21 protein-coding genes are annotated in these 23,938 nt (G+C 58.0%); 15 read left to right on the forward strand and 6 right to left on the reverse strand.

Translation table 11 applies throughout. The features are described from left to right. The first annotated feature begins 117 nt into the window (after positions 1–117). Positions 118–1,092 (forward strand): HTH-type transcriptional regulator CysB, encoded by a 975-nt coding sequence (gene cysB, locus EC915_RS02250; RefSeq protein ID WP_133748892.1) that lies wholly within the window; start codon positions 118–120, stop codon positions 1,090–1,092. A gap of 97 nt (positions 1,093–1,189) precedes the next feature. On the opposite strand, the gene EC915_RS02255 is transcribed toward cysB, so the two are convergent. Next, complete coding sequence (locus EC915_RS02255) at positions 1,190–1,924, reverse strand: phosphoadenylyl-sulfate reductase (protein WP_133748893.1); 735 nt, start codon at positions 1,922–1,924, stop codon at positions 1,190–1,192. A 162-nt stretch (positions 1,925–2,086) separates the two neighbouring features. Between EC915_RS02255 and thrH the strand changes: the two genes are divergently transcribed. Beyond that, complete coding sequence (gene thrH, locus EC915_RS02260) at positions 2,087–2,704, forward strand: bifunctional phosphoserine phosphatase/homoserine phosphotransferase ThrH (protein ID WP_133748894.1); 618 nt, start codon at positions 2,087–2,089, stop codon at positions 2,702–2,704. A gap of 59 nt (positions 2,705–2,763) precedes the next feature. Here thrH and pabB read toward each other — a convergent pair whose 3' ends face one another. The 4 genes from pabB to EC915_RS02280 form a co-directional block, all read right to left on the reverse strand. After that, positions 2,764–4,107 (reverse strand): aminodeoxychorismate synthase component I, encoded by a 1,344-nt coding sequence (gene pabB / locus EC915_RS02265; RefSeq protein WP_133748895.1) that lies wholly within the window; start codon positions 4,105–4,107, stop codon positions 2,764–2,766. A gap of 148 nt (positions 4,108–4,255) precedes the next feature. Beyond that, on the reverse strand, positions 4,256–5,224 hold the full coding sequence (locus EC915_RS02270) for an alpha-L-glutamate ligase-like protein (protein WP_166650917.1): 969 nt from the start codon (positions 5,222–5,224) through the stop codon (positions 4,256–4,258). Next, a complete protein-coding gene (locus EC915_RS02275; RefSeq protein ID WP_133748897.1) occupies positions 5,224–6,774 on the reverse strand; it encodes an inactive transglutaminase family protein in 1,551 nt (516 codons plus the stop codon). The genes EC915_RS02270 and EC915_RS02275 overlap by 1 nt, the downstream gene beginning before the upstream one ends. A gap of 4 nt (positions 6,775–6,778) precedes the next feature. Continuing rightward, entirely contained in the window at positions 6,779–7,327 is a 549-nt protein-coding gene (locus EC915_RS02280) for an ATP-dependent zinc protease (protein ID WP_133748898.1), read from the reverse strand. A 285-nt stretch (positions 7,328–7,612) separates the two neighbouring features. On the opposite strand from EC915_RS02280, the gene EC915_RS02285 reads away from it, so the two are divergent. The 5 genes from EC915_RS02285 to prpF all read left to right on the forward strand — a co-directional run bounded on the left by EC915_RS02285 (position 7,613) and on the right by prpF (position 14,473). Then, positions 7,613–8,320: a GntR family transcriptional regulator gene (locus EC915_RS02285; protein ID WP_133748899.1), complete on the forward strand. Its 708-nt coding sequence runs from the start codon at positions 7,613–7,615 to the stop codon at positions 8,318–8,320. Continuing rightward, positions 8,317–9,207: a methylisocitrate lyase gene (gene prpB, locus EC915_RS02290; RefSeq protein WP_133748900.1), complete on the forward strand. Its 891-nt coding sequence runs from the start codon at positions 8,317–8,319 to the stop codon at positions 9,205–9,207. Before EC915_RS02285 ends, prpB begins: the two co-directional genes overlap by 4 nt. A gap of 205 nt (positions 9,208–9,412) precedes the next feature. After that, entirely contained in the window at positions 9,413–10,540 is a 1,128-nt protein-coding gene (gene prpC / locus EC915_RS02295; RefSeq protein ID WP_133748901.1) for a 2-methylcitrate synthase, read from the forward strand. An 81-nt stretch (positions 10,541–10,621) separates the two neighbouring features. Continuing rightward, positions 10,622–13,216 carry a Fe/S-dependent 2-methylisocitrate dehydratase AcnD gene (gene acnD, locus EC915_RS02300; RefSeq protein ID WP_133748902.1) on the forward strand — a complete coding sequence of 865 codons (2,595 nt, stop codon included), beginning with the start codon at positions 10,622–10,624 and terminating at the stop codon, positions 13,214–13,216. A 66-nt stretch (positions 13,217–13,282) separates the two neighbouring features. Next, positions 13,283–14,473: a 2-methylaconitate cis-trans isomerase PrpF gene (prpF, locus tag EC915_RS02305; RefSeq protein ID WP_133748903.1), complete on the forward strand. Its 1,191-nt coding sequence runs from the start codon at positions 13,283–13,285 to the stop codon at positions 14,471–14,473. A 64-nt stretch (positions 14,474–14,537) separates the two neighbouring features. On the opposite strand, the gene EC915_RS02310 is transcribed toward prpF, so the two are convergent. Beyond that, complete coding sequence (locus EC915_RS02310; protein WP_133748904.1) at positions 14,538–15,356, reverse strand: pyruvate, water dikinase regulatory protein; 819 nt, start codon at positions 15,354–15,356, stop codon at positions 14,538–14,540. A 185-nt stretch (positions 15,357–15,541) separates the two neighbouring features. On the opposite strand from EC915_RS02310, the gene ppsA reads away from it, so the two are divergent. The 8 genes from ppsA to EC915_RS02350 all read left to right on the forward strand — a co-directional run bounded on the left by ppsA (position 15,542) and on the right by EC915_RS02350 (position 23,833). After that, positions 15,542–17,917: a phosphoenolpyruvate synthase gene (gene ppsA / locus EC915_RS02315; RefSeq protein ID WP_133748905.1), complete on the forward strand. Its 2,376-nt coding sequence runs from the start codon at positions 15,542–15,544 to the stop codon at positions 17,915–17,917. A gap of 162 nt (positions 17,918–18,079) precedes the next feature. Further along, positions 18,080–19,072, forward strand: coding sequence for an alpha/beta fold hydrolase (locus tag EC915_RS02320; RefSeq protein WP_133748906.1), 993 nt, complete (start codon positions 18,080–18,082; stop codon positions 19,070–19,072). A 227-nt stretch (positions 19,073–19,299) separates the two neighbouring features. Further along, entirely contained in the window at positions 19,300–19,788 is a 489-nt protein-coding gene (rraA, locus tag EC915_RS02325; RefSeq protein ID WP_133748907.1) for a ribonuclease E activity regulator RraA, read from the forward strand. Between the two features lie 48 nt (positions 19,789–19,836). Next, the gene (locus EC915_RS02330) at positions 19,837–20,832 is read left to right on the forward strand and encodes a zinc transporter ZntB (protein ID WP_133748908.1); all 996 of its coding nucleotides are present in this window, start codon (positions 19,837–19,839) and stop codon (positions 20,830–20,832) included. Between the two features lie 86 nt (positions 20,833–20,918). After that, positions 20,919–21,182 (forward strand): CrfX protein, encoded by a 264-nt coding sequence (locus EC915_RS02335; RefSeq protein WP_133749398.1) that lies wholly within the window; start codon positions 20,919–20,921, stop codon positions 21,180–21,182. Between the two features lie 2 nt (positions 21,183–21,184). Beyond that, complete coding sequence (locus EC915_RS02340; RefSeq protein ID WP_133749399.1) at positions 21,185–22,009, forward strand: mechanosensitive ion channel domain-containing protein; 825 nt, start codon at positions 21,185–21,187, stop codon at positions 22,007–22,009. 89 nt (positions 22,010–22,098) lie between these two features. Then, positions 22,099–22,689 carry an RNA polymerase sigma factor SigX gene (sigX, locus tag EC915_RS02345; RefSeq protein WP_133748909.1) on the forward strand — a complete coding sequence of 197 codons (591 nt, stop codon included), beginning with the start codon at positions 22,099–22,101 and terminating at the stop codon, positions 22,687–22,689. 106 nt (positions 22,690–22,795) lie between these two features. Beyond that, on the forward strand, positions 22,796–23,833 hold the full coding sequence (locus tag EC915_RS02350) for an OmpA family protein (RefSeq protein ID WP_133748910.1): 1,038 nt from the start codon (positions 22,796–22,798) through the stop codon (positions 23,831–23,833). Positions 23,834–23,938 lie beyond the last annotated feature (105 nt).

A 23,938-nucleotide genomic window follows, 5' to 3' on the forward strand; every position in this document is an offset into this window, starting at 1 on the left:
GCAGCGTGCCATGACCTGATAAAAGTGATAAAAAGTTCTAGATTTGCCTTCCTGACCATTAATCCAGTTATATACCGTCGTGGATGCCCCGGCGTCTCCCGGCTTTGAGGGATACATATGAAGCTTCAACAATTGCGCTACATCTGGGAAGTGGCGCACCACGACCTCAACGTCTCAGCGACGGCGCAGAGCCTCTATACCTCGCAGCCGGGTATCAGCAAGCAGATCCGTCTGCTGGAAGACGAATTGGGGGTCGAGGTGTTTGCGCGAAGCGGCAAGCATCTGACCCGCGTGACACCTGCTGGCGAACGAATCATTACCACGGCCGGGGAAATCCTGCGCAAGGTCGAAAGCATCAAGCAGATCGCCCAGGAGTTCTCAAATGAGAAGAAGGGCACCCTGTCGATCGCGACCACTCACACACAGGCGCGGTATGCGCTGCCGCCGGTGATCAGCAATTTCATCAAGCAGTACCCCGATGTGGCACTTCACATGCACCAGGGTTCGCCCATGCAGATCGCCGAGATGGCGGCCGATGGCACCGTCGATTTCGCCATCGCCACCGAGGCCCTGGAGCTGTTTGGCGATCTGGTGATGATGCCGTGCTACACCTGGAACCGCTGCGTGGTCGTGCCGCAGGGCCATCCCCTGACCAAGCTGCCGAAGCTGACACTGGAAGTGCTCGCCGAATACCCGATCGTGACATATGTGTTCGGTTTTACCGGTCGCTCCAAGCTCGACGAAGCCTTCAGCCATCGCGGCCTGACGCCCAAAGTGGTGTTCACCGCGGCCGATGCCGACGTCATCAAGACTTACGTTCGTCTGGGGCTGGGCGTCGGCATCGTCGCCAAGATGGCCGTGGATCCCAAGCTCGACAGTGATCTGGTGGTGCTGGATGCCAGCGAGCTGTTCGAGGCCAGCGTTACCAAGATCGGTTTCCGCCGTGGCACATTCCTGCGCGGCTTCATGTGCGACTTCATTGAGAAATTCGCTCCGCACCTGACGCGCGACGTTATGGCCAAAGCGATCCAGTGCCACAACAAGCAGGAGCTGGAAGAGCTGTTCGAGGGTGTGGTGTTGCCCGAGCATTAACAGCAGCCCCGGGCTGCAGCTACGAGTGGCAAGAAAAAGCAGCCTTTGAACGGACTGCCGCTTCTTGCCGCTCAAGGCTCTCAGTCTTGCGTTGCCCTCACGCTTTGCTGATCAAATTCCCCGAATGCAGCCCGCATTCCTTTTGCGTGGCTTCTTCCCACCACCAGCGACCTTCGCGTTCGTGCTGATTCGGCAGGACGGGACGTGTGCAGGGTTCGCAACCGATGCTGATGAACCCGCGCTCGTGCAGGCTGTTGTAAGGCAACTCCAGCATGCGGATGTAGTTCCAGACGTCCGCGCTGCTCATCTGAGCCAGCGGGTTGAATTTGTACAGGGTGCGTTCCGACGTCGAGAAGGCACTGTCGAGCTCTACCACTGAAACATTATTGCGAGTGCTCGGGCTTTGGTCCCGCCGCTGGCCGGTAGCCCAGGCATTCACGCTGCTCAATTTGCGCCGCAGCGGCTCGATCTTGCGCACCCCGCAGCACTCACCATGGCCATCTCGATAGAAACTGAACAGGCCCTTTTCCTTGACCATGGGCTCCAGCTTTTCCCGGTCAGGGGAGACGACATCAATGGCGATGTTGTACTGCTCGCGAACCTGATCAATAAAACGGTAGGTTTCCGGGTGTAGGCGACCGGTGTCCAGACTGAATACCTTGACGTCCTTGTTGATTTTCCACGCCATGTCTACCAGCACCACGTCCTCAGCGCCGCTGAAGGAAATCCACAGTTCGTCACCGAAGTGCTGAAAGGCAAACTTGAGGATGTCTTGGGCGGACTTGTTGGCGAAGGTCGCGGCAATCTCGGCGACGTCGAAGGGATGGCTCATCAGGCGGCTTCCTAATCTATATGGCGCTGGGCGCTCGTAATGGCGCAGATGGTATCAAAAACCTTCGTCGATTTGCCTGAATCCTGAGTTTGCGCGGCCGGAACCCGATGGTTAGAGTGCTGCTTCTTTAACATCGGTTGCGCATAACACAAGGAGTGAATTGTGGAAATTGCCTGTCTTGACCTGGAAGGTGTGCTGGTCCCGGAAATCTGGATCGCGTTCGCCGAGAAAACCGGTATTGAATCCCTGCGCGCGACGACTCGCGATATTGCGGACTACGACGTGCTGATGAAGCAGCGCTTGCGCATTCTCGATGAGCATGGTCTGAAGCTGTCGGATATTCAGGAAGTGATTGGCGCGCTCACGCCATTGGAGGGCGCTGTGGAGTTCGTCGATTGGCTGCGCGAACGGTTTCAGGTGGTCATTCTTTCTGACACCTTCTACGAGTTCTCTCAGCCACTGATGCGCCAACTGGGGTTTCCGACCTTGCTTTGCCATCGTCTCATCACGGATGAAAGTGGACGGGTGATGGATTACCAACTGCGTCAGAAAGATCCGAAACGCCAGTCAGTGCTGGCTTTCAAGAGTCTTTACTACCGGGTGATTGCCGCAGGCGATTCGTATAACGACACCAGTATGCTCGGCGAGGCGGACGCAGGGATTCTGTTCCACGCACCGGATAACGTTATCCGTGAGTTCGCGCAGTTTCCGGCAGTGCAGACGTTTGAAGACCTGAAGCTGGCGTTCATCAAGGCGTCGAACCGGGCGTTGAGGTTATGAAGGCCGCAGCTCTGCAGGGTGGTGCTACGTTAGCTTGGCCGTGTGCTGAGGGGCGCGGATCACAAGCCCTCCAGCGTTTGCAGCAGCACCTGCACCTTGGTAATGGACTCCTGATACTCCGCCTGCCAATCCGAGTCGGCGACGATACCGCCGCCGCCCCAGCACGCAATCTGGCCGTTCTGCGCCAGAAGACTGCGGATGGCAATCGAGCTGTCCATTTCGCCGCGCACATCCAGATACAACAATGACCCGCAATACAGCGCACGGCGGGTAGGCTCCAGTTCATCGATGATCTGCATCGAGCGGATTTTCGGTGCGCCGGTAATTGAGCCACCGGGGAAGCTGCCGCCGATAAGGTCCAGCGCGTCCTTATCGGCTGCGAGTTCACCGGTGACTGCGCTGACCAGATGATGAACGTTCGGATAGCTTTCGAGGTTGAACAGCTCCGGGACTTTCACTGAACCGGTGCGGCAGGTGCGGCCCAGATCGTTGCGCAACAGATCGACGATCATCAGGTTTTCTGCGCGATCTTTTGGGCTCGCCAACAGCTCTCTGGCGAATGCCGCATCTTCGGCCTCATCTTTGCCGCGTGGTCGAGTACCCTTGATCGGGCGGGTTTCGACCTGCCGCTGGCTGACTTTGATGAAGCGTTCGGGCGACAGGCTCAAGACCGCATCGTCCTGCGCAAGGCTCAGGTATCCGGCGAACGGGGTAGGGCACACCAGGCGCAAGGCTTGATACGCCGTCCAGGGGTCGCCGCGATAACAGGTCCGGAAACGTTGGGCAAAGTTCACCTGATAGCAATCGCCTGCCTGAATATAGGCATGGATCTGCTCGATGGCACGCCGGTATTGCTCGGCGCTTGTGTCGGACGCAAAGGGGGCGGTGAGCTTGAAAGTGGCTTGTGGTGAGGGCTGCGGTTGCTCGAACAGGCTGATCACACGATCACGCTCGTGATGGGCAAGCGCAGGATGGAAAACCAGTTCAGTGGTGCGCCGCTGGTGATCGCTGATCAGCGCCCAGGCATACAGCCCCAGTTGCGCCAGGGGCAGGTGCAGGTCGTCGACGGCCCGGGCCGGCAGGGGTTCAAGCAGGCGGCCGAAGTCGTACGCCAGATAACCCAATATTCCACCGGCAAAAGGCAGTGGGCTGCTCTCAGGCAGATCCGCATGGCCCAGAACCGCCAACCTTTCGCGCAGATGTTGCAGGAATTTCGCACCGGTTTCCTGCGCGCCAGGGATGAAGGTTTCAAGTGGCCAGGCGCTAAGGATGTCGAAACGCCCACGGTCTGCCTTGGGCCGACCGCTGTCGAGCAGAACGGCGCCCGGGGCACGACGAACACGAGAAAAATACCCGGTCGGGTTAGCGTGATAGGCGAGCGGGTGTACTGAGCAGGTTGGCATGCGATGGAAGTCAGTCAGGGTGCGCGGAGGGCGATTGTAGTCTTCCGGGGATGTTGCTCCTAGGGGCAGTGCAGGAAATGGGCGACTGTGCGCCGTTGTTTTGTCTGCTCCGCTACAGGAATGCGCGGTGTTTAAGAGGGCGCTTTGATCAGACGTGCCCGAACAGGCTTTGAGCAAACCTGACCCGCTCCTGCGGGCTGTCGTGCCTGTCTTCGGCAACGAGTTCTTCCAGGCGTTTTTCAACGGCGAGCGTACGGTGTGTCAGTCCGCAGTCGTTGGCAATCTGAATGTTCAGGCCGGGGCGGGCATTGAGCTCGAGAATCAGCGGGCCACGGTCCTTATCGAGCACCATGTCCACGCCGATATAACCCAGGCCGCAGAGCTCATAGCATTCGGCGGCCAGGTGCATGAATCCGTCCCAGTTGGGCAGTTGCACGCCATCCACCGGATGGGTGGTATCGGGATGTTTGCTGATGATGTTGTTCAGCCAGGTACCGCGCAGGGTCACCCCTGTGGCCAGGTCGACGCCGACACCGATGGCGCCCTGGTGCAGATTTGCCTTCCCGCCCGACTGGCGGGTGGGCAGACGCAGCATCGCCATCACCGGATAGCCCATGAGCACGATCACCCGAATGTCCGGGACACCTTCGTAGCTGATGCTGCTGAAGATCGGGTCGGGCGTGACGCGGTATTCGATGAGCGCGCGATCACGATGGCCGCCCAGGGAATACAGGCCCGTCAGGATGCTGGAGATCTGGTGCTCGATTTCCTCATGGCTGATGATGCGCCCGGAAATTGTGCGAAAGCGTTCTTCAAAACGATCGGCAATGACCAGAATGCCGTCGCCCCCGGCGCCCTGGGCCGGTTTGATGACGAAGTCGTTGCGATCGCCAATGATCGCGTCGAGCTTTTCGATTTCCTTCTCGGTGGAAATGATGCCGTACATGGGCGGCACATGAATGCCGGCAGCGATGGCGCGTTCCTTGGTGATGATCTTGTCATCGACGATCGGGTACAGGCTGCGCTTGTTGTACTTGAGCACGTAATCGGCGTTTCGCCGGTTGATGCCCATGATCCCTTTGGCTTCGAGGGCTTTCCAGGTTTTCCACCAGCCCATCATTTGGCGTTTTCTCGTTCGGCGTCTGTCTTCAGGAAGGCCTTGAAGCGGATCAGTTCGGTCAGGCGGTAGCCGCGATAACGGCCCATCGCCAGCATGAAGCCCACCAGAATCAGCAGAATCGCCGGGAAGGTGAAGACGAAGTAGATCAGTTCCGGCACGCTCATGATGATGTGCGCCAGAGAGGCAGCGAACAGCGTACCGACAGCGACCTTCATGGCATGACTGCCGCCGCGCTCTTCCCAGGTGATCGACAGACGCTCGATGGTCATGGTCAGGATGACCATCGGGAACAGCGCCACCGACAACCCGCGCTCCAGCCCCAGTTTGTGACTGAACAGGCTGATGGCAGCGATCAACACCACCACGAACGTCAGTACCACCGAAAGCCTTGGCAGCATCTGCAGCTTAAGATGTTCCAGATAGGAACGCAGCGAGAGACCCAATGCCGTGATGATGGTGAACAGGACGATGCCGAAGCCCAGTTGGGTTTCGCGGAACGCCAAGGCAATCAGCACAGGGGTAAAGGTGCCCAGTGTCTGCAGGCCGATCAGGTTACGCAGGATCAGAATCACCAGCACCCCGATGGGGATCATCACCATGATCATGAAGGTCTGTTGGGTCTGCAGGGGAAGGCCGTAGAGCGAGTATTCGAGAAAGTCGGCATCGGTGCTTTCGTCGGTCAGCTTGGCCAGGCGGATGGCGTTCATTTCGCTGTTGTTCAGGCTGAAATTGACCGTGGCCTTTTTGCCGCCTTCGACCGAGATCAGATTGTCGTCGCCCACCCACCACAGCAAGCGATCCTGCGGCAGCCCGGCTTCGCCGGTTTCAGGATTGAAGTAGAGCCAGTCCTTGCCGTTGAAACTGCGCAACCAGAGTTCCGGCATCTGCGGTTGATCGGCGACCAGCCGGATGGTGTGGACCTTCTCTACGGGAACATGGGCGACGGACAACAGAATCTCGGTGATGCGAGCCTTGTTCTGCACCGACGTATCGCCCCCGAGCAACAGCTTGACGTTGTCGTCACTCAGATTGTTGACGCGCCGAATAGCCTCGCTGACGAAGGTTTCCACATCGGCCGAATGCTGACGGATCGGCGCGAGCAGGGCATCGGCGGCAATCTTTTCCGGGCCTTCGACGGCAATGCTGTCACGAAAGATCGGACCTTTGACCTTGCCTTTCTCGCCGCTGTAACGCTTGGTCAATACCAGCCGGTAATACAGCGTCTGATTGCCGGCGGCACGACGGGCCGACCAGGTGACCTTGCGGTTGCCATCGACCCGGTTGACGTTTACCCCGTAATTGTTGGAGATGAAGCTTTCATTGAGGCTGATGTAATCGCGTGACAGCGGCGGTACATACATCTGTACTTTGACCGAGTCTTTCGGGTTGGCAACGAATTCGACCTTGGCGTCGATGTTCCACAGGTCGTCGGTTTCGTCTTCGGTCACCGGGATGCCGAGTACCAATATCTGATAAGCCGTGATCGCGATTCCGAGGGTGACCAGGGTCGCGATCAGTATTTTCAGATGGAGGGTAAGAGAGCGCATGTCGTTACTCTGCGGTTTGAGCATCAGTGATGCAGGCGGGTTTGCCCGCTGCATATTTAAGGCTTGGGTCAACCAGTGCGTCGAAGTGCTTGAGGGCTTCGGAGCCAATCAAAAGCGGGTATTGGAAAGCACTTCGGTCGGTCAAGTTCACTTCTATGGTTCTAGAGGTGTTGCCCATGCACACGTCCAGGCTGATCACGGGCCGCGCGGTGTATTTCTTTTCGTCGTCCGGATCGACGTCGCCCGCCCGGCGCTTGATCTTGCTCACCCGTGCCAGAGGTCGTTCGATGGGGTGTTCGTGGGCATCGTCAATGGCCAGATAAAAGCGCACCCAGGATTCGCCGTCGCGCTTGAAGCGCTTGATGTCCCGTGCGCTGAGAGAGGCGGTTTTCGCGCCAGTATCCAGCTTTGCCGCAACCTGCAGGTCAATACCGGCCAGTTCCGCGTACTCGTTCAGACCGTAGACGGTCTTGCCTGCGGCCAGGCAGAGATCACTAAGCAACAGGCCCGGTAGGTACAGGCCGAAAAAAAAGAGGAGGGGATGACGGCTCATAAATCCTGGTGCGGTAGAGGGTAACGAGTAGCAGTTCTTGGGTCTGCCGCAATTGTCGTCTGACGCGGGCCGGGACCAGTCAGGTCGCCTGTTACGGCAGGCGAACGCGCTCGGCATTCTAGCATGAAGGTTTTATGGCGCCAGCGAGAGGCATCGCCGACAGCCGCTGTAGGAAACGTCCTCCATGGGGGGTCATAAGAAAGTTGTCGACAATCCTAAAATTATCTTTGACTGGTGCTAAGTTTCTTCGCTAAATTCCTTTCCATTCACTAGAAGGTGTCGACAATGTTGGATGCCACTCAACTCCTCACTGCAGCCCCGGTTGATGTGGAGACGCTCTCGGAGAACGTGTTCCGGCGTATACAGGCTGCGATCGTCAAAGGCGAAATCGCACCTGGCAGCAAGATTTCCGAGCCAGAGCTTGCGCGCACCTATGGCATCAGTCGTGGCCCATTGCGCGAGGCGATCCATCGCCTGGAAGGGCAACGTCTGCTGGTGCGCGTGCCCCATGTCGGCGCTCGCGTAGTGTCATTGAGCCACGCCGAGCTGGTCGAACTTTACGAAATTCGTGAATCGCTGGAGGGTATGGCCTGTCGGCTGGCAGCCGAGCGCATGACTGTCGAAGAAATCGACGAGTTGCGTCACGTGCTGCAAACCCATGAGCGCGATCCTGCATTTCAGGCCGGAGTCGGCTACTACCAGCAGGAGGGTGACTTCGACTTCCACTACCGGATCATTCAGGGCGCGCGCAACCGCACGTTGACCCAGATGCTTTGCGGCGAACTCTATCAACTGGTGCGCATGTACCGCATTCAGTTCTCGACCACGCCCAACCGGCCGCGGATGGCGTTTACCGAACACCATCGCATTCTCGACGCCATCGCCGACCGTGATGGCGAACTGGCCGAGCTCTTGATGCGTCGCCATATCGGCGCGTCGAAACGCAACATCGAACAGCACTACCCTGCTGCAACTGCCCGAGGTGAACAATGACTTCAAAAACAACTCCCGGCCAACGCTTCCGCGATGCCGTCGCCAGTGAACAGCCGCTTCAGGTGGTCGGTACGATCAACGCAAATCATGCGCTCCTGGCGCAACGTGCCGGCTTCAAAGCTATCTATTTGTCCGGCGGCGGTGTCGCCGCGGGCTCTCTGGGCGTGCCGGATCTGGGCATTACCGGGCTCGATGATGTGTTGACTGATGTGCGTCGCATCACCGATGTGTGCGATTTGCCACTGCTGGTGGACGTGGACACCGGTTTCGGCGCCTCGGCCTTTAACGTCGCGCGGACCGTGAAGTCGATGATCAAGTTCGGTGCTGCGGCCATGCATATCGAGGATCAGGTCGGCGCCAAGCGTTGCGGCCATCGTCCGGGTAAGGAAATCGTTTCGCAGCAGGAAATGGTCGACCGCATCAAGTCTGCCGTGGATGCGCGCACCGACGACAGTTTCGTAATCATGGCGCGTACCGATGCGCTGGCGGTGGAAGGGCTGGAATCGGCACTGGACCGCGCAGCGGCATGCATCGAGGCGGGCGCGGACATGGTATTCCCGGAAGCCATCACCGAACTGCAGATGTACAAATTGTTCGCATCCCGTGTGAAAGCGCCGATTCTGGCCAATATCACCGAGTTTGGTTCGACGCCTTTGTTCACCACTGATGAGTTGAAGGCCGCCGAGGTGGCACTGGTGCTGTATCCGCTGTCAGCCTTTCGGGCGATGAACAAGGCTGCGGAAAACGTTTATAACGCGATCCGCCGCGATGGCACGCAAAAGAATGTGCTCGATACCATGCAGACGCGCACCGAGTTGTATGAGCGTATTGACTACCACGCTTTCGAGCAGAAGCTCGATGCGTTGTTTGCGCAGAGGAAGGGCTGAGGCCCTGCGTCGGATTGCGGATGAACGCTGAACCCTGCGGAACGAATTTCATTCGCGAGAAGCCGGCACCTCCGACAGGGGTTGTGCGGATTACTACCCCATCGCGAATGACTTCGCTCCCACGGCCATATCGTCATTCTGATACTCGTGCGAACAGATCAATGAATTGCCGATTCCCCGAACAACTACAAGACTGGAGACAGCAATGGCTGAAGGAAAAGTATTGAGTGGCGCAGGCCTGCGCGGACAGGTCGCCGGACAGACTGCCTTGTCGACCGTTGGCCAGGCAGGTGCCGGTCTGACGTACCGTGGCTATGACGTACGCGAGCTGGCCGCCGATGCCCGTTTCGAAGAAGTGGCTTACCTGCTGCTCTACGGTGAGCTGCCGACCCGAACGCAGCTGGACGGCTACCTGAGGAAGCTGCAGGGCCTGCGTGATTTACCGCAAGCCTTGAAAGAGGTGCTGGAACGCATTCCCGCTGATGCTCACCCGATGGACGTGATGCGTACCGGCTGCTCGATGTTGGGCAATCTGGAGCCGGAAACCGGCTTTGAGCAGCAACGCGATTCCACCGACCGTCTGCTGGCGGCGTTCCCTGCGATCATGTGCTACTGGTATCGCTTCAGTCATGATGGCAAGCGCATTGACTGTGTGACCGATGAGGTGTCCATTGGCGGCCATTTCCTCAAACTGCTGCTGGACAAGACGCCGAGCGAGCTGCATCGCAAGGTCATGGATGTCTCGCAGATCCTGTACGCAGAACATGAATTCAACGCCTCGACCTTCACTGCGCGGGTGTGCGCATCGACCCTGTCGGACCTGTTCTCATGCATTACCGCTGCGATCGGTACCCTGCGCGGCCCGCTGCACGGCGGCGCCAACGAAGCGGCGATGGACATGATCGAAAAATTCGCGTCTGCCGAAGATGCGGTCAAAGGCACGCTGGGCATGCTGGAGCGCAAGGACAAGATCATGGGCTTTGGCCACGCGATCTATAAGGACAACGATCCGCGCAACGAGGTGATCAAGGGCTGGTCGAAAAAGCTCGCCGAGGAAGTGGGCGACAAGGTGTTGTTCCCGGTTTCCGAAGCCATCGACAAGACCATGTGGGAGCAGAAGAAGCTGTTCCCCAACGCCGATTTTTACCATGCCTCGGCGTATCACTTCATGGGCATCCCGACCCCGCTGTTCACACCGATCTTTGTCTGCTCGCGCTTGACTGGCTGGGCGTCCCACGTGTTCGAGCAACGCGCCAACAATCGCATCATCCGTCCGAGTGCCGATTACATCGGCGTCGAACAGCGCAAGTTCGTGCCAATCGAACAGCGCTGAATGGGTGGGGTGCCTGCACCGCGTTCAGTTCAGGCCGATGCAGGCCCCACCTTATGAACCTACCGTGATCGAGTCCTGACGATGAACACTGAATATCGCAAACCGTTGCCCGGTACTTCGCTGGATTATTTTGACGCCCGCGCGGCTGTCGAAGGGATCAAGCCGGGGGCCTATGCAACGCTGCCATACACCTCGCGCGTGCTGGCGGAAAACCTGGTGCGTCGCTGCAATCCGGCGACCCTCAAGGCATCGCTGACGCAACTGATCGAACGCAAGCGCGACCTGGATTTCCCCTGGTTCCCAGCCCGCGTCGTATGCCATGACATTCTCGGCCAGACTGCCCTGGTGGACCTGGCCGGTCTGCGCGACGCGATTGCCGACATGGGCGGCGACCCGGCGCAGGTCAATCCTGTGGTGCCAGTGCAACTGATCGTCGACCATTCGCTGGCGGTGGAATGCGGGGGCTATGACCCTGACGCGTTCAACAAGAACCGCGCCATCGAAGACCGCCGCAACGAAGACCGTTTTCATTTCATCAACTGGACCAAGCAGGCCTTCAAGAACGTCGAAGTGATTCCACCGGGCAACGGCATCATGCACCAGATCAATCTGGAGCGAATGTCGCCGGTGATCCAGAGCCTAGATGGCGTGGCGTTTCCGGATACCCTGGTCGGCACTGACAGCCACACGCCCCATGTCGACGCACTGGGTGTGATCGCCATCGGCGTCGGCGGCCTGGAAGCGGAAAACGTCATGCTTGGCCGCGCCTCGTGGATGCGCCTGCCGGACATCATCGGCGTTGAGCTGAGTGGGCGCCCGCAGCCAGGCATTACCGCCACGGACGTCGTGCTGGCGCTGACCGAGTTCCTGCGCAAGCAGAAAGTTGTCGGCGCATGGCTTGAGTTCTATGGCGCAGGTGCGAGTGCGCTGACCCTCGGCGACCGCGCCACCATTTCCAACATGGCCCCGGAATACGGTGCCACGGCGGCGATGTTTTCCATCGATCAGCAGACCATCGACTACCTGACGCTCACCGGTCGTGACGATCAGCAGGTCAAGCTGGTCGAGACGTTTGCCAGACACACCGGCCTGTGGAGCGACAGCCTGTCCACTGCGCAATACGAGCGGGTGCTGAGTTTCGATTTGTCGAGCGTCGTGCGCAACATGGCAGGCCCGTCCAATCCCCATGCTCGGGTCGCAACTGCTGACCTGACGGCCAAAGGCATCGCCAGTGCCTGGGAACAAATCCCAGGCCTGATGCCCGACGGCGCGGTGATTATCGCTGCGATTACCAGTTGCACCAATACGAGTAACCCGCGCAACGTCATCGCTGCCGGTTTGCTCGCCCGCAATGCCAACAAGCTGGGTTTGACCCGCAAGCCGTGGGTCAAGTCCTCCTTGGCACCGGGTTCCAAGACCGTGGCCTTATACCTGGATGAAGCGGGGCTTACCGACGAGCTGGAGCAACTGGGTTTTGGCATAGTGGCGTTTGCCTGTACCACGTGCAACGGCATGTCGGGTGCGTTGGACCCGGTGATCCAACAGGAAATCATCGACCGCGATCTGTACTCAACGGCGGTGTTGTCCGGCAATCGCAACTTTGACGGACGTATTCACCCCTACGCCAAACAGGCGTTTCTCGCCTCACCGCCGCTGGTGGTGGCCTACGCCATTGCGGGCACGATCCGCTTCGACATCGAGAAAGATGTACTGGGCATCGGCCCCAGCGGTGAAGAAATTCGTTTGAAAGACATCTGGCCCAGCGATAAAGAGATTGATGCGGTCGTCAAAGCCTCGGTCAAGCCGGAGCAGTTCCGCAAGGTGTACATCCCGATGTTTGCCATCCATGAGGACACCGGCCCGAAAGTCGAGCCGCTGTACAACTGGCGTCCGGCGAGCACCTATATTCGTCGTCCGCCCTATTGGGAAGGCGCATTGGCTGGCGAGCGCACCCTCAAGGGCATGCGCCCGCTGGCGGTGCTCCCGGATAACATCACCACCGATCACCTGTCGCCGTCCAACGCGATCATGCTCGACAGCGCAGCGGGTGAATACCTGGCGCGCATGGGTCTGCCGGAAGAAGACTTCAACTCCTACGCCACACACCGGGGCGACCACCTGACTGCGCAGCGCGCAACATTTGCCAACCCGAAACTGTTCAACGAGATGGTTCAGGAGAACGGCAAGGTCAAGCAGGGTTCGTTGGCGCGGATCGAGCCGGAAGGGCAGGTCACACGTATGTGGGAAGCCATCGAGACGTACATGGACCGTAAACAGCCGCTGATCATCGTGGCAGGTGCCGATTATGGCCAGGGTTCCTCTCGTGACTGGGCGGCCAAAGGTGTGCGTCTGGCGGGCGTGGAAGCCATCGTGGCCGAAGGGTTCGAACGTATCCACCGCACCAATCTGGTGGGTATGGGCGTGTTGCCGCTGGAGTTCAAGCCGGGCACTGATCGCACCACTCTGGGCATTGACGGCAGCGAAACCTTCGATGTGATCGGCGAGCGTAGGCCGCGGGCGACCCTGACCCTGGTGATCCAGCGCAAGAACGGCGAGCGCGTGGAAGTGCCGGTCACCTGCCGTCTGGACACTGGCGAGGAAGTCTCGATCTACGAAGCGGGCGGCGTGTTGCAGCGCTTTGCTCAGGATTTCCTTGAGTCGTCCGCCGTCGCTTGAGGCGCCAGTAGACTAGGCGCCACTTAACGGTGGCGCTTGCTTCTTATATAGAAGGAAAACGATTTCATGGCTCATACAGCGCAGATCAAGATTCCCGCGACTTACATGCGCGGCGGCACCAGCAAAGGCGTGTTCTTTCGCTTGCAGGATCTGCCCGAGGCAGCACAGGTGCCCGGCCAGGCCCGTGATTCCCTGCTGTTAAGGGTCATCGGCAGCCCGGATCCTTATGCCAAACAGATTGATGGGATGGGCGGCGCGACGTCGAGTACGAGCAAGACGGTGATCCTGTCCAAAAGCAGCAAGGCCGATCATGACGTCGATTACCTGTTCGGGCAGGTGTCCATCGATAAGCCGTTCGTCGATTGGAGCGGCAATTGCGGCAACCTGTCTGCGGCGGTCGGACCGTTCGCCATCAGCAACGGGCTGATCGACACCGGTCGTGTTCCCCATAACGGTGTGGCAGTGATCAGGATCTGGCAGGCGAACATCGGCAAGACCATCATCGCCCATGTCCCCATCACCGAAGGTGCGGTTCAGGAGACGGGCGACTTCGAGCTGGACGGTGTGACCTTTCCAGCCGCTGAGGTGCAACTGGAGTTCATGAGCCCGGCAGCGGAAGAAGAGGGCGCCGGTGGTTCTATGTTCCCCACCGGCAACCTGGTGGATGATCTGGAAGTGCCGGGTGTGGGCACTTTCAAGGCAACATTGATCAATGCAGGCATTGCGACGATCTTCGTCAACGCCCGCGATATCGGTTATACCGGCACCGAGCTGCAGGATGCGATCAACAGCGATTCGAAAGCCTTGAGCATGTTCGAGGCCATTCGTGCGTACGGCGCCTTGCGCATGGGGTTGATCAACCATGTGGACGAAGCCGGCACGCGCCAGCACACGCCGAAAGTCGCATTCGTCGCCGGGCCTGCTGACTACGTGTCTTCGAGCGGCAAGCGGGTGACCGTACAGGACGCTGATCTGCTGGTGCGTGCCATGTCCATGGGCAAGTTGCACCACGCCATGATGGGCACCGCAGCCGTGGCCATTGGTACGGCTGCGGCAATTCCGGGCACCCTGGTGAATCTGGCGGCCGGTGGCGGCGAGCGCAGTGCCGTGCGGTTCGGCCATCCCTCCGGCACCCTGCGCGTCGGGGCAGAAGCGGTTTCAGTGAATGGCGAGTGGGAAGTGAAAAAAGCCATCATGAGCCGTAGCGCGCGAGTGCTGATGGAGGGGTCGGTCAGGGTGCCGGGGGATAGTTTCTAAGTGTGGATCAATGGTTTGGGCGCCAGTCTCGCAGCAGTACGGCCTGCTACGAGAAGGTGACTGACTATTTAAAGCGCCGCTCGACACCTTTCTCCACCAGCACCTTTGCCGAGATTTCTTCGACCGAAAAGTGCGTGGAGTTGATGTTGGGAATGTTCTCGCGACGGAACAGACCCTCGACTTCGCGCACTTCGAACTCGCATTGGGCGTAGCTCGAATAGCGGCTGTTGGGTTTACGCTCGTGGCGAATGGCGGTTAGCCGATCCGGGTCGATGGTCAGCCCGAACAGTTTATTGCGATGTTGTTTGAGCGCAGCCGGCAGTTGCAGGCGCTCCATGTCATCTTCGGTCAGCGGGTAATTGGCTGCGCGAATACCGAACTGCATGGCCATGTAAAGGCAGGTAGGCGTCTTGCCGCAGCGCGAGACGCCCACCAGAATGATGTCGGCCTTGTCGTAATAGTGGGTTCGTGCGCCGTCATCATTGTCCAGGGCGAAGTTCACCGCCTCGATCCGCTCCATGTAGTTGGAGTTGTGACTGATGGAATGGGATTTACCCACGGAATAGGAGGAGTGTGAACTAAGCTCCTGCTCGAGCGGCGCCAGAAAGGTCGAAAAGATGTCGATCATGAAGCCGTCGGACGTCGCCAGAATCTCGCGGATGTCCTGATTGACGATGGTGTCGAAGATGATCGGCCGCACCTCATCCTTCTCGGCTGCTTTGTTGATTTGCTGCACCATGGCCCGTGCCTTCTCGACGCTGTCGATATAGGGCCTTGTGAACTTGTTGAACGTTATGTTTTCAAATTGCGCTAGCAGGCTCTGGCCAAGGGTTTCGGCAGTGATGCCGGTGCCGTCGGAGATGAAGAAAGCGGATCGTTTCATTTGCGCCCTGGGCCTTAAGCTGGTGACGATTCTTGGATATCATAGGCGAGCTTGCGTGCCTGACTGGTCGCATTCTAACGAGTTTTACGCCTCAGACTTCAAGATCCGGACCCCCCGTGCGCAGAATCCGTTTTCCCAGCGCCAAAGCTTTTCCCAACAACAAATCGGTTAGTGGAGAGATCACCTTGGTAGAGTACGTAGTTTCCCTCGATAAGCTCGGCAAACATGATGTTGAGCATGTGGGGGGCAAGAACGCATCCCTCGGCGAGATGATCAGCAACCTGGCGGGCGCAGGCGTTTCCGTCCCCGGTGGCTTCGCCACTACCGCTCAGGCCTATCGTGATTTTCTTGAGCAGAGTGGTCTGAACGATCAGATTCACAAGGCACTCGATGAGCTGGATGTCGACGACGTCAATGCGCTGGCCAGAACCGGCGCGCAGATTCGTCAGTGGATCATGAAAGCTGAGTTCCCCGAGAAGCTCAACGCTGAAATTCGTACCGCTTTCGCCGAACTGTCGGCGGGCAACCCGGACATCGCCGTTGCCGTGCGTTCTTCCGCTACCGCAGAAGACCTTCCTGACGCATCCTTTGCCGGTCAACAGGAGACCTTCCTTAATATCCGTGGCGTGGAAAACGTGATCCGGGCCGCCAAGGAAGTATTTGCCTCGCTGTTCAACGACCGCGCTATCTCGTACCGCGTGCACCAGGGTTTCGATCACAAGCTGGTGGCATTGTCCGCTGGCGTGCAGCGCATGGTGCGCTCCGAAACCGGCACGGCCGGGGTGATGTTCACCCTGGACACCGAATCCGGCTTCCGTGACGTGGTATTCATCACCGGCGCTTACGGCCTGGGCGAAACCGTCGTCCAGGGCGCAGTCAACCCTGACGAATTCTACGTGCACAAAAATACCCTCGAAGCCGGGCGCCCGGCGATCCTGCGCAGGAATCTGGGCAGTAAGGCGATCAAGATGATCTACGGCGACGAGGCCAAGGCCGGTAAGTCGGTCAAGGTCATCGATGTCGAGGCCGCAGACCGTTCACGTTTCTGTCTGAGCGACGAAGAAGTCAGCAACCTGGCGCGCCAGGCGATAATCATCGAAAAGCACTATCAGTGTCCGATGGACATCGAGTGGGCCAAGGATGGCGACGACGGCAAGCTGTACATCGTTCAGGCCCGTCCTGAAACCGTGAAGAGCCGCAGTTCCGGCAACGTCATGGAGCGCTACTTGCTCAAAGAGAAGGGCACCGTGCTGGCCGAAGGTCGTGCCATTGGTCAACGCATCGGCGCTGGCAAGGTGCGGATCATCAAGGACGTGTCCGAGATGGACAAGGTCCAGGCAGGCGATGTACTGGTGTCCGACATGACCGACCCAGACTGGGAACCGGTCATGAAGCGCGCCAGTGCCATTGTCACCAACCGTGGTGGCCGTACCTGCCACGCCGCGATCATCGCCCGCGAGCTGGGCATTCCCGCTGTCGTCGGTTGCGGCAACGCGACCGAGCTGTTGAAGGACGGCCAGGGCGTGACGGTTTCCTGCGCCGAGGGCGACACCGGCTATATTTTCGAAGGTGAACTGGGTTTCGATATAAAGCAGAACTCCGTAGATGCCATGCCGGAGCTGCCGTTCAAGATCATGATGAACGTCGGCAACCCCGATCGCGCATTCGATTTCGCCCAGTTGCCCAACGCCGGTATCGGTCTTGCACGTCTTGAGTTCATCATCAACCGCATGATCGGCGTGCATCCCAAGGCTTTGCTGAATTACCCGAACCTGCCGTTGGACATCAAGGAAAGCGTCGACAAACGCATCGCCGGTTACAACGATCCGGTGGGCTTCTATGTCGAGAAGCTGGTGGAAGGGATCAGTACCCTGGCCGCAGCCTTTTCGCCGAAGAAAGTCATCGTGCGCCTCTCGGATTTCAAGTCCAACGAATACGCCAACCTGATCGGCGGCAAGCTGTACGAGCCCGAAGAAGAAAACCCGATGCTGGGTTTCCGCGGTGCTTCGCGTTACATCAGTGAAAACTTCCGTGACTGTTTCGAACTGGAATGCCGTGCCCTCAAGCGCGTGCGTAACGAGATGGGCCTGACCAACGTCGAGATCATGGTGCCGTTCGTCCGCACTCTGGGAGAGGCGAGTCAGGTGGTCGACCTGCTCGCTGAGAACGGCTTGGCCCGCGGCGATAATGGCCTGCGGGTCATCATGATGTGCGAACTGCCGTCAAATGCCATCCTGGCGGAAGAATTCCTGGAGTTCTTCGACGGTTTCTCCATCGGCTCCAACGACCTGACCCAATTGACCTTGGGCCTGGACCGCGATTCAGGGATCATCGCGCACCTGTTCGACGAGCGTAATCCTGCAGTCAAGAAGCTGCTGTCCAACGCCATCCAGGCTTGTAACAAGGCTGGCAAGTACATCGGTATTTGCGGTCAGGGTCCGTCCGATCACCCCGATCTGGCGCGCTGGCTGATGGAGCAGGGCATCGAAAGCGTTTCGCTGAACCCCGATTCGGTGCTGGAGACCTGGTTCTTCCTGTCCGAGGAAGACGCGCCTAAATAATGTAAGATGCGGGCCCGTTTCGGCGGGCCGGTCAGCTGAGAAGGGCGGTCTCATCGACTCCGCCCTTTTTTTGCGACTTTTTCGTCTGCAAGGTTCAGCGCCGGGACAGCGCGGACATGCTATCTCTGGCGACGCGCCATTTTTTCGAGTCAAGCAAAAGCAATGCAAAGCAGCAGCCATCTATTTCCTGTGGCCTTGATCAGCGCCGAGCGGCGTGGCGATCTGATTGAGGACGTATACCGTCTCAAACCCGGAAACAGCACGGACTTCACCGTCGAGCTGGTCGTAACCCGACTGGGCCGGGTAGCGGATCCTGACGTGCGCGGCGTTCCGGTCATCCTGCTGCACGGCAGCTTTTCCAATCGACGCCTCTGGTATTCCCCGAAAGGTATCGGCCTGGGAGCCTATCTGGCGCGTGCCGGGTTCGACGTGTGGATTGCAGAAATGCGTGGGCACGGCCTATCGGCGCGCAATCAGGCCTATCGGCACAACTGCGTGGCCGACTACGCGCGATACGATCTGCCTGCCATTGCTGCTTTCGTGACTGAACAGAGCGGCCAATCGCCGCACTGGATCGGCCATTCTCTGGGCGGCACGACCTTGGCAGCAGCCTTGGGCGGGCATTATCTCGACGCTGGCCAAGCTGCCTCGGTTGCGCTGTTCGGCAGTCAGGTCACCCGCGGCTTCTGGCCACTCAAAGTCCCGCCACTCACGTGGGGCGCTCGTTTGTTCCTCAAGCGCTTCGAGCATGTATCAGGACCGCGCCTCAAGCGCGGGCCTGAAGACGAGCCGATGGGTGTCATTCTTGAAAGCATGCGCTGGCATGGGTTGTTTGGCCGCTTCGGCGACAAAAACGACGACTGGTGGTCAGGCCTGCAAACCGTGGAAGTCCCGACCTTGTGCGTTTCGGCGGTCGGTGACCATCAGGACCCGGAATGGGCATGTCGCGAAATGTTCGAGCAGTTTGGCACCGAGGACAAGGAGTTTCTCGTTCTAGGGCGCGTGCATGGCTACACCGAAGACTTCGGTCATGTGCAGATGCTGGTCAGCAAGGCCGCCCAGGCGCAGGTCTGGCCCCGGGTGGTTGACTGGCTGAACCATCGAGCCGCTGCCGTACCACCTGAATCAATGCTGAACAGGATGGCAACTTCCTGATACCTGGCCACGGCAAAGCATTCCTATGTCGGCTGCCAGTCGTTAAGCTGCCGGCGGTCGGAAGCGGTCTGGGGCGAAGCAGCCTGTGACGGGCACTCGTCGGTCAGGTTATTGTTCTATATAAAGGAAGCTTCGAGATGGTCGATATGCTTAGGCGTGCGAGCCATCTGAACGGGCGCAAGCAGGTTCATCCCTGCAATCGATGCCTTCACTGACAGGAGTTACCCATGCGCTACAGCACCCCGGATCTGTGCGATGCTTACCCTGAACGGGTTCAGGTGGTCGAGCCGATGTTCAGCAGCTTTGGCGGCCGCGACTCGTTCGGTGGGCAGATAGTCACCCTCAAATGCTTCGAAGACAATTCGCTGGTGCGTGAGCAGTCCGAGCAGGAAGGCAAAGGCAAAGTATTGGTCATTGATGGTGGTGGTTCGCTGCGCTGCGCGTTGTTGGGAGACATGCTGGCGGAGAAGGCCGCCAGAAATGGCTGGGAAGGAATGGTCATCTATGGATGCGTGCGCGATGTCGATGTGTTGGCACAGACCGATCTCGGTGTGCAGGCATTGGCCAGCCACCCGCTCAAGACCGACAAGCGCGGCCTGGGTGATCTGAATGTCGTGGTGAGCTTTGGCGGTGTAACGTTCCGTCCGGGTCAATACGTCTATGCCGACAATAACGGCATCATTGTTTCGCCAAGCCCTTTGGAAATGCCGGATTGACCGGCCTTAAATCCGTGTATGCAAGACGGCCAGGACAGCAGCGACCGAATGTTCGATGAAAAAAACGCGCAATGGGGCTTGGTACATGCCTTGGTGCTGGATGGCAAAGGCGGAGCGCGCGCAATAGCTCGAACCGAACTGGACAGCCTTGAACTGGATGCCTCTCAGAGCCTGTGGCTCCATTGGGACCGTAGTCATCCCCAGACCCAGACATGGTTGCGCAATTCCAGCGGCCTTAGTCAGTTCGTCTGCGATCTCATGCTGGAAGAAAATACCCGGCCAAGGCTGTTGCAACTGCCGGAAAGCGAGCTGCTGCTGTTTTTGCGCGGTGTGAACCTGAATCCGGGTGCCGAACCTGAAGATATGGTCTCAGTACGTATCTTCGCTGCAGCGCAAAGGGTGATTTCGTTGCGCCTTCGCTCCCTGAAGGCAACTGACGAGCTGATTGATCTCTTCGCTCAGGGTAAAGGGCCGAAGACAGCTTCTGAATTACTGGTTTATCTGGCGCAGCTGCTGACCGACAAGGTACAGGCGGTGGTCAGTGACTTGACCGAATTGGTCGACGACATGGAAGACAGAATAGATGCCGACGAACGGTATATGCCCGAGCACGGCAACATGGTGCATATCCGCAGAAGGGCGGCGGGGATGCGGCGATTCCTCGCACCGCAGCGGGAAATCTACGCGCAATTGACCCGCAGCAAGATGCCCTGGTTTCTAGAGGATGATGCTGATTACTGGAACGAGCTGAACAATAGCCTGACGCGTTATCTGGAAGAACTGGAATTAAGCCGCGAGCGCGTTGGATTGGTGCTTGAAGCCGAAGACAGACGCCTCAATGAGCGGATGAACCGGACCATGTACCGATTTGGTATCGTCACTGGTATCTTCCTGCCGATGAGTTTCCTGACGGGGCTGTTGGGTATCAACGTCGGGGGCATCCCGGGGTCCGATAACCCTCATGGCTTTCTGATGGCGTGTGGGCTGATTATCGCCGTCGCGGTGGCACAATTGTGGTTGTTCCGGCTATTACGATGGGTGTGAAGAGGCAAAAAAAGCGTGGCGCATTACTTGAGTTGTGACTTATGCAGAACTGCCTGCGTCTTTCAGTGACGTTACGTGAGGTGCACATGCACGACCCGTTTGAAGAATCACTGAGAGACATGCTCAACTCTTCGTCCTGCAGCCGGGACGACGATGCGGCGCTGGGCCGCGTCTTGAAGACTGCCAATCGTCAGGTCGGCGCCGGGGACTTGTTCAGTTTGCTTGGTCGTTGTACGCAGGCATTGATGATCGCCGTGAATAACGGCTCGGCTCATGTTTCCCCTGTTTCCCGTCGAAAGACGATGATTGCCGGCACCGCTTTTTCCGGTGCTCAAGACAAGGCTGAATGAATATGGAACTGGATCTCTGGACACAGAGCCTGGTCACTGCAATGACTGCGTTGTGGACCAAAGTCGCTAACTTCATCCCGAATCTGTTTGGCGCTCTGGTGGTTGTTCTCCTGGGCTTCGTGGTTGCGAAACTGCTGGACACCCTGTTATCCAAGTTGTTGGCCAAAGTCGGGCTTGACCGCCTGATGGGCGGTACCGGCCTCACTAAGCTGATCAGCCGCGCAGGCGTGCAGGTGCCTATCTCGACGCTGATCGGAAAGATTGTGTATTGGTTCGTGCTCTTGATTTTCCTGGTATCGGCTGCAGAATCCCTCGGCCTTGAGCGGGTCTCCGCGACGCTGGACATGCTGGCACTGTATTTGCCGAAGGTATTTGGCGCGGCACTGGTGTTGTTGGTAGGCGTTTTACTGGCACAACTGGTCAACGGGATTGTGCGTGGCGCAGCTGAAGGTGTGGGGCTGGATTACTCGGCCGGGCTGGGACGTATCGCCCAATGGCTGGTCATTATCATCAGTATCTCAGTGGCAATCAGCCAGCTTGAGGTGAAAACCGACCTGTTGAACCACGTCATCGTTATCGGATTAATTACCGTTGGTCTGGCCGTTGCCCTAGCCATGGGCCTGGGAAGTCGTGAGATTGCGAGCCAGATCCTGGCAGGAATTTATGTTCGCGAGTTGTATCAGGTAGGGCAACAAGTGCGTGTTGGAGAGGTCGAAGGACAGATCGAAGAGATTGGCACGGTGAAAACCATCCTGCTGACCGATGAAGGAGAGCTGGTTTCGTTGTCGAACCGGATCCTTCTCGAGCAGCGAGTGTGCAGCCGCTGAACCGGCAAATCTGCTAATGTATGCCGCCGCAAATTTCCGGAATTTCTGGAATGTGGCGGACATTTACCTGACTGTCGGCACGATCTGTTTTGAATAACACCCAACCGCTCTCACTGCGTTACGACCCCCGCGAGCTCTCTGATGAGGAGCTGGTCGCGCGCTCGCATGCCGAGTTGTTTCATGTGACTCGTGCCTACGAAGAGCTGATGCGTCGCTACCAGCGGACACTTTTTAATGTCTGCGCACGCTATTTAGGGAACGATCGCGATGCTGACGATGTCTGTCAGGAAGTGATGCTTAAGGTGTTGTATGGGTTGAAAAATTTCGAAGGAAAGTCGAAATTCAAGACCTGGCTCTACAGCATTACGTACAACGAATGTATAACGCAGTACAGAAAGGAGCGTCGCAAGCGTCGGTTAATGGACGCTTTGAGTCTCGACCCACTCGAGGAAGCGTCTGAAGACAAGACGCCGACACCAGAAGAAAAGGGCGGACTCGATCGCTGGCTGGTATACGTAAATCCGATCGACAGGGAGATTCTGGTGCTACGATTCGTAGCGGAACTGGAATTTCAGGAGATCGCAGACATAATGCATATGGGCCTGAGTGCGACGAAAATGCGGTACAAACGGGCACTTGATAAATTACGTGAGAAATTTGCTGGTATTGCCGAAACTTAAATCGGAGCAAATATCTCTAACGAGCAGGCGAGTTCTGATAGACTTGCCGATGAGTTGTCCTCTGATAGGGGGACTGCTTTACAATCACCAGATGGGGATTTAACGGATGAAACTGAAAAACACCTTGGGCTTGGCCATTGGTACTATTGTTGCCGCAACTTCGTTCGGCGCTCTGGCACAAGGCCAAGGCGCAGTCGAAATCGAAGGCTTTGCCAAGAAAGAACAGTTCGACAGCGCTCGTAACTTCAAAAACAACGGCAACCTGTTCGGCGGTTCTGTTGGCTACTTCCTGACCGACGACGTTGAATTGCGTCTGGGCTACGACGAAGTGCACAACGTTCGCAGCGATGATGGCAAGAACATCAAGGGCGCCAACACTGCCCTGGACGCCCTGTACCACTTCAACAACCCGGGCGACATGCTGCGTCCGTACCTGTCGGCTGGTTTCTCTGATCAGAGCATCGGTCAGAACGGCAGCGGCGGTCGTAACCGTTCCACCTTCGCCAACATCGGCGGCGGTGCCAAGCTTTACTTCACCGACAACTTCTATGCTCGTGCTGGCGTTGAAGCTCAGTACAACATCGACCAGGGCGACACCGAGTGGGCTCCTAGCGTCGGTATCGGCGTAAACTTCGGTGGCGGTTCGCGGAAAGTTGAAGCAGCTCCAGTTCCTCCAGTAGCTGACGTGTGCTCCGACAGCGACAACGACGGCGTTTGCGACAACGTCGACAAGTGCCCAGACACCCCGGCCAACGTTACCGTTGACGCCAGCGGTTGCCCGGCTGTTGCTGAAGTTGTCCGTGTTGAGCTGGACGTGAAATTCGACTTCAACAAGTCGGTCGTCAAGCCAAGCAGCTACGGTGACATCAAAAACCTGGCTGACTTCATGAAGCAATACCCACAAACCACCACCACTGTTGAAGGTCACACTGACTCCGTCGGTCCTGACGCTTACAACCAGAAACTGTCCGAGCGTCGTGCAAACGCCGTTAAACAGGTTCTGGTTAACCAGTACGAGGTTGGCGCTAACCGCGTGAAGTCGGTTGGCTACGGCGAATCCCGCCCAGTTGCAGATAACGCAACCGAGGCTGGCCGCGCTGTAAACCGTCGCGTAGAAGCACAAGTCGAAGCTCAGTCTAAGTAATTAGCTGCTGCTTTGCAGAAGAACCCGGCTTCGGCCGGGTTTTTCTTTTCCCGTATTTGATTTACCTCCCCGCAACGCGAGTCGCTTATGGCTCATGAATTCGAC

This window comes from Pseudomonas sp. LP_7_YM (assembly GCF_004364435.1).
Classification (GTDB): domain Bacteria; phylum Pseudomonadota; class Gammaproteobacteria; order Pseudomonadales; family Pseudomonadaceae; genus Aquipseudomonas.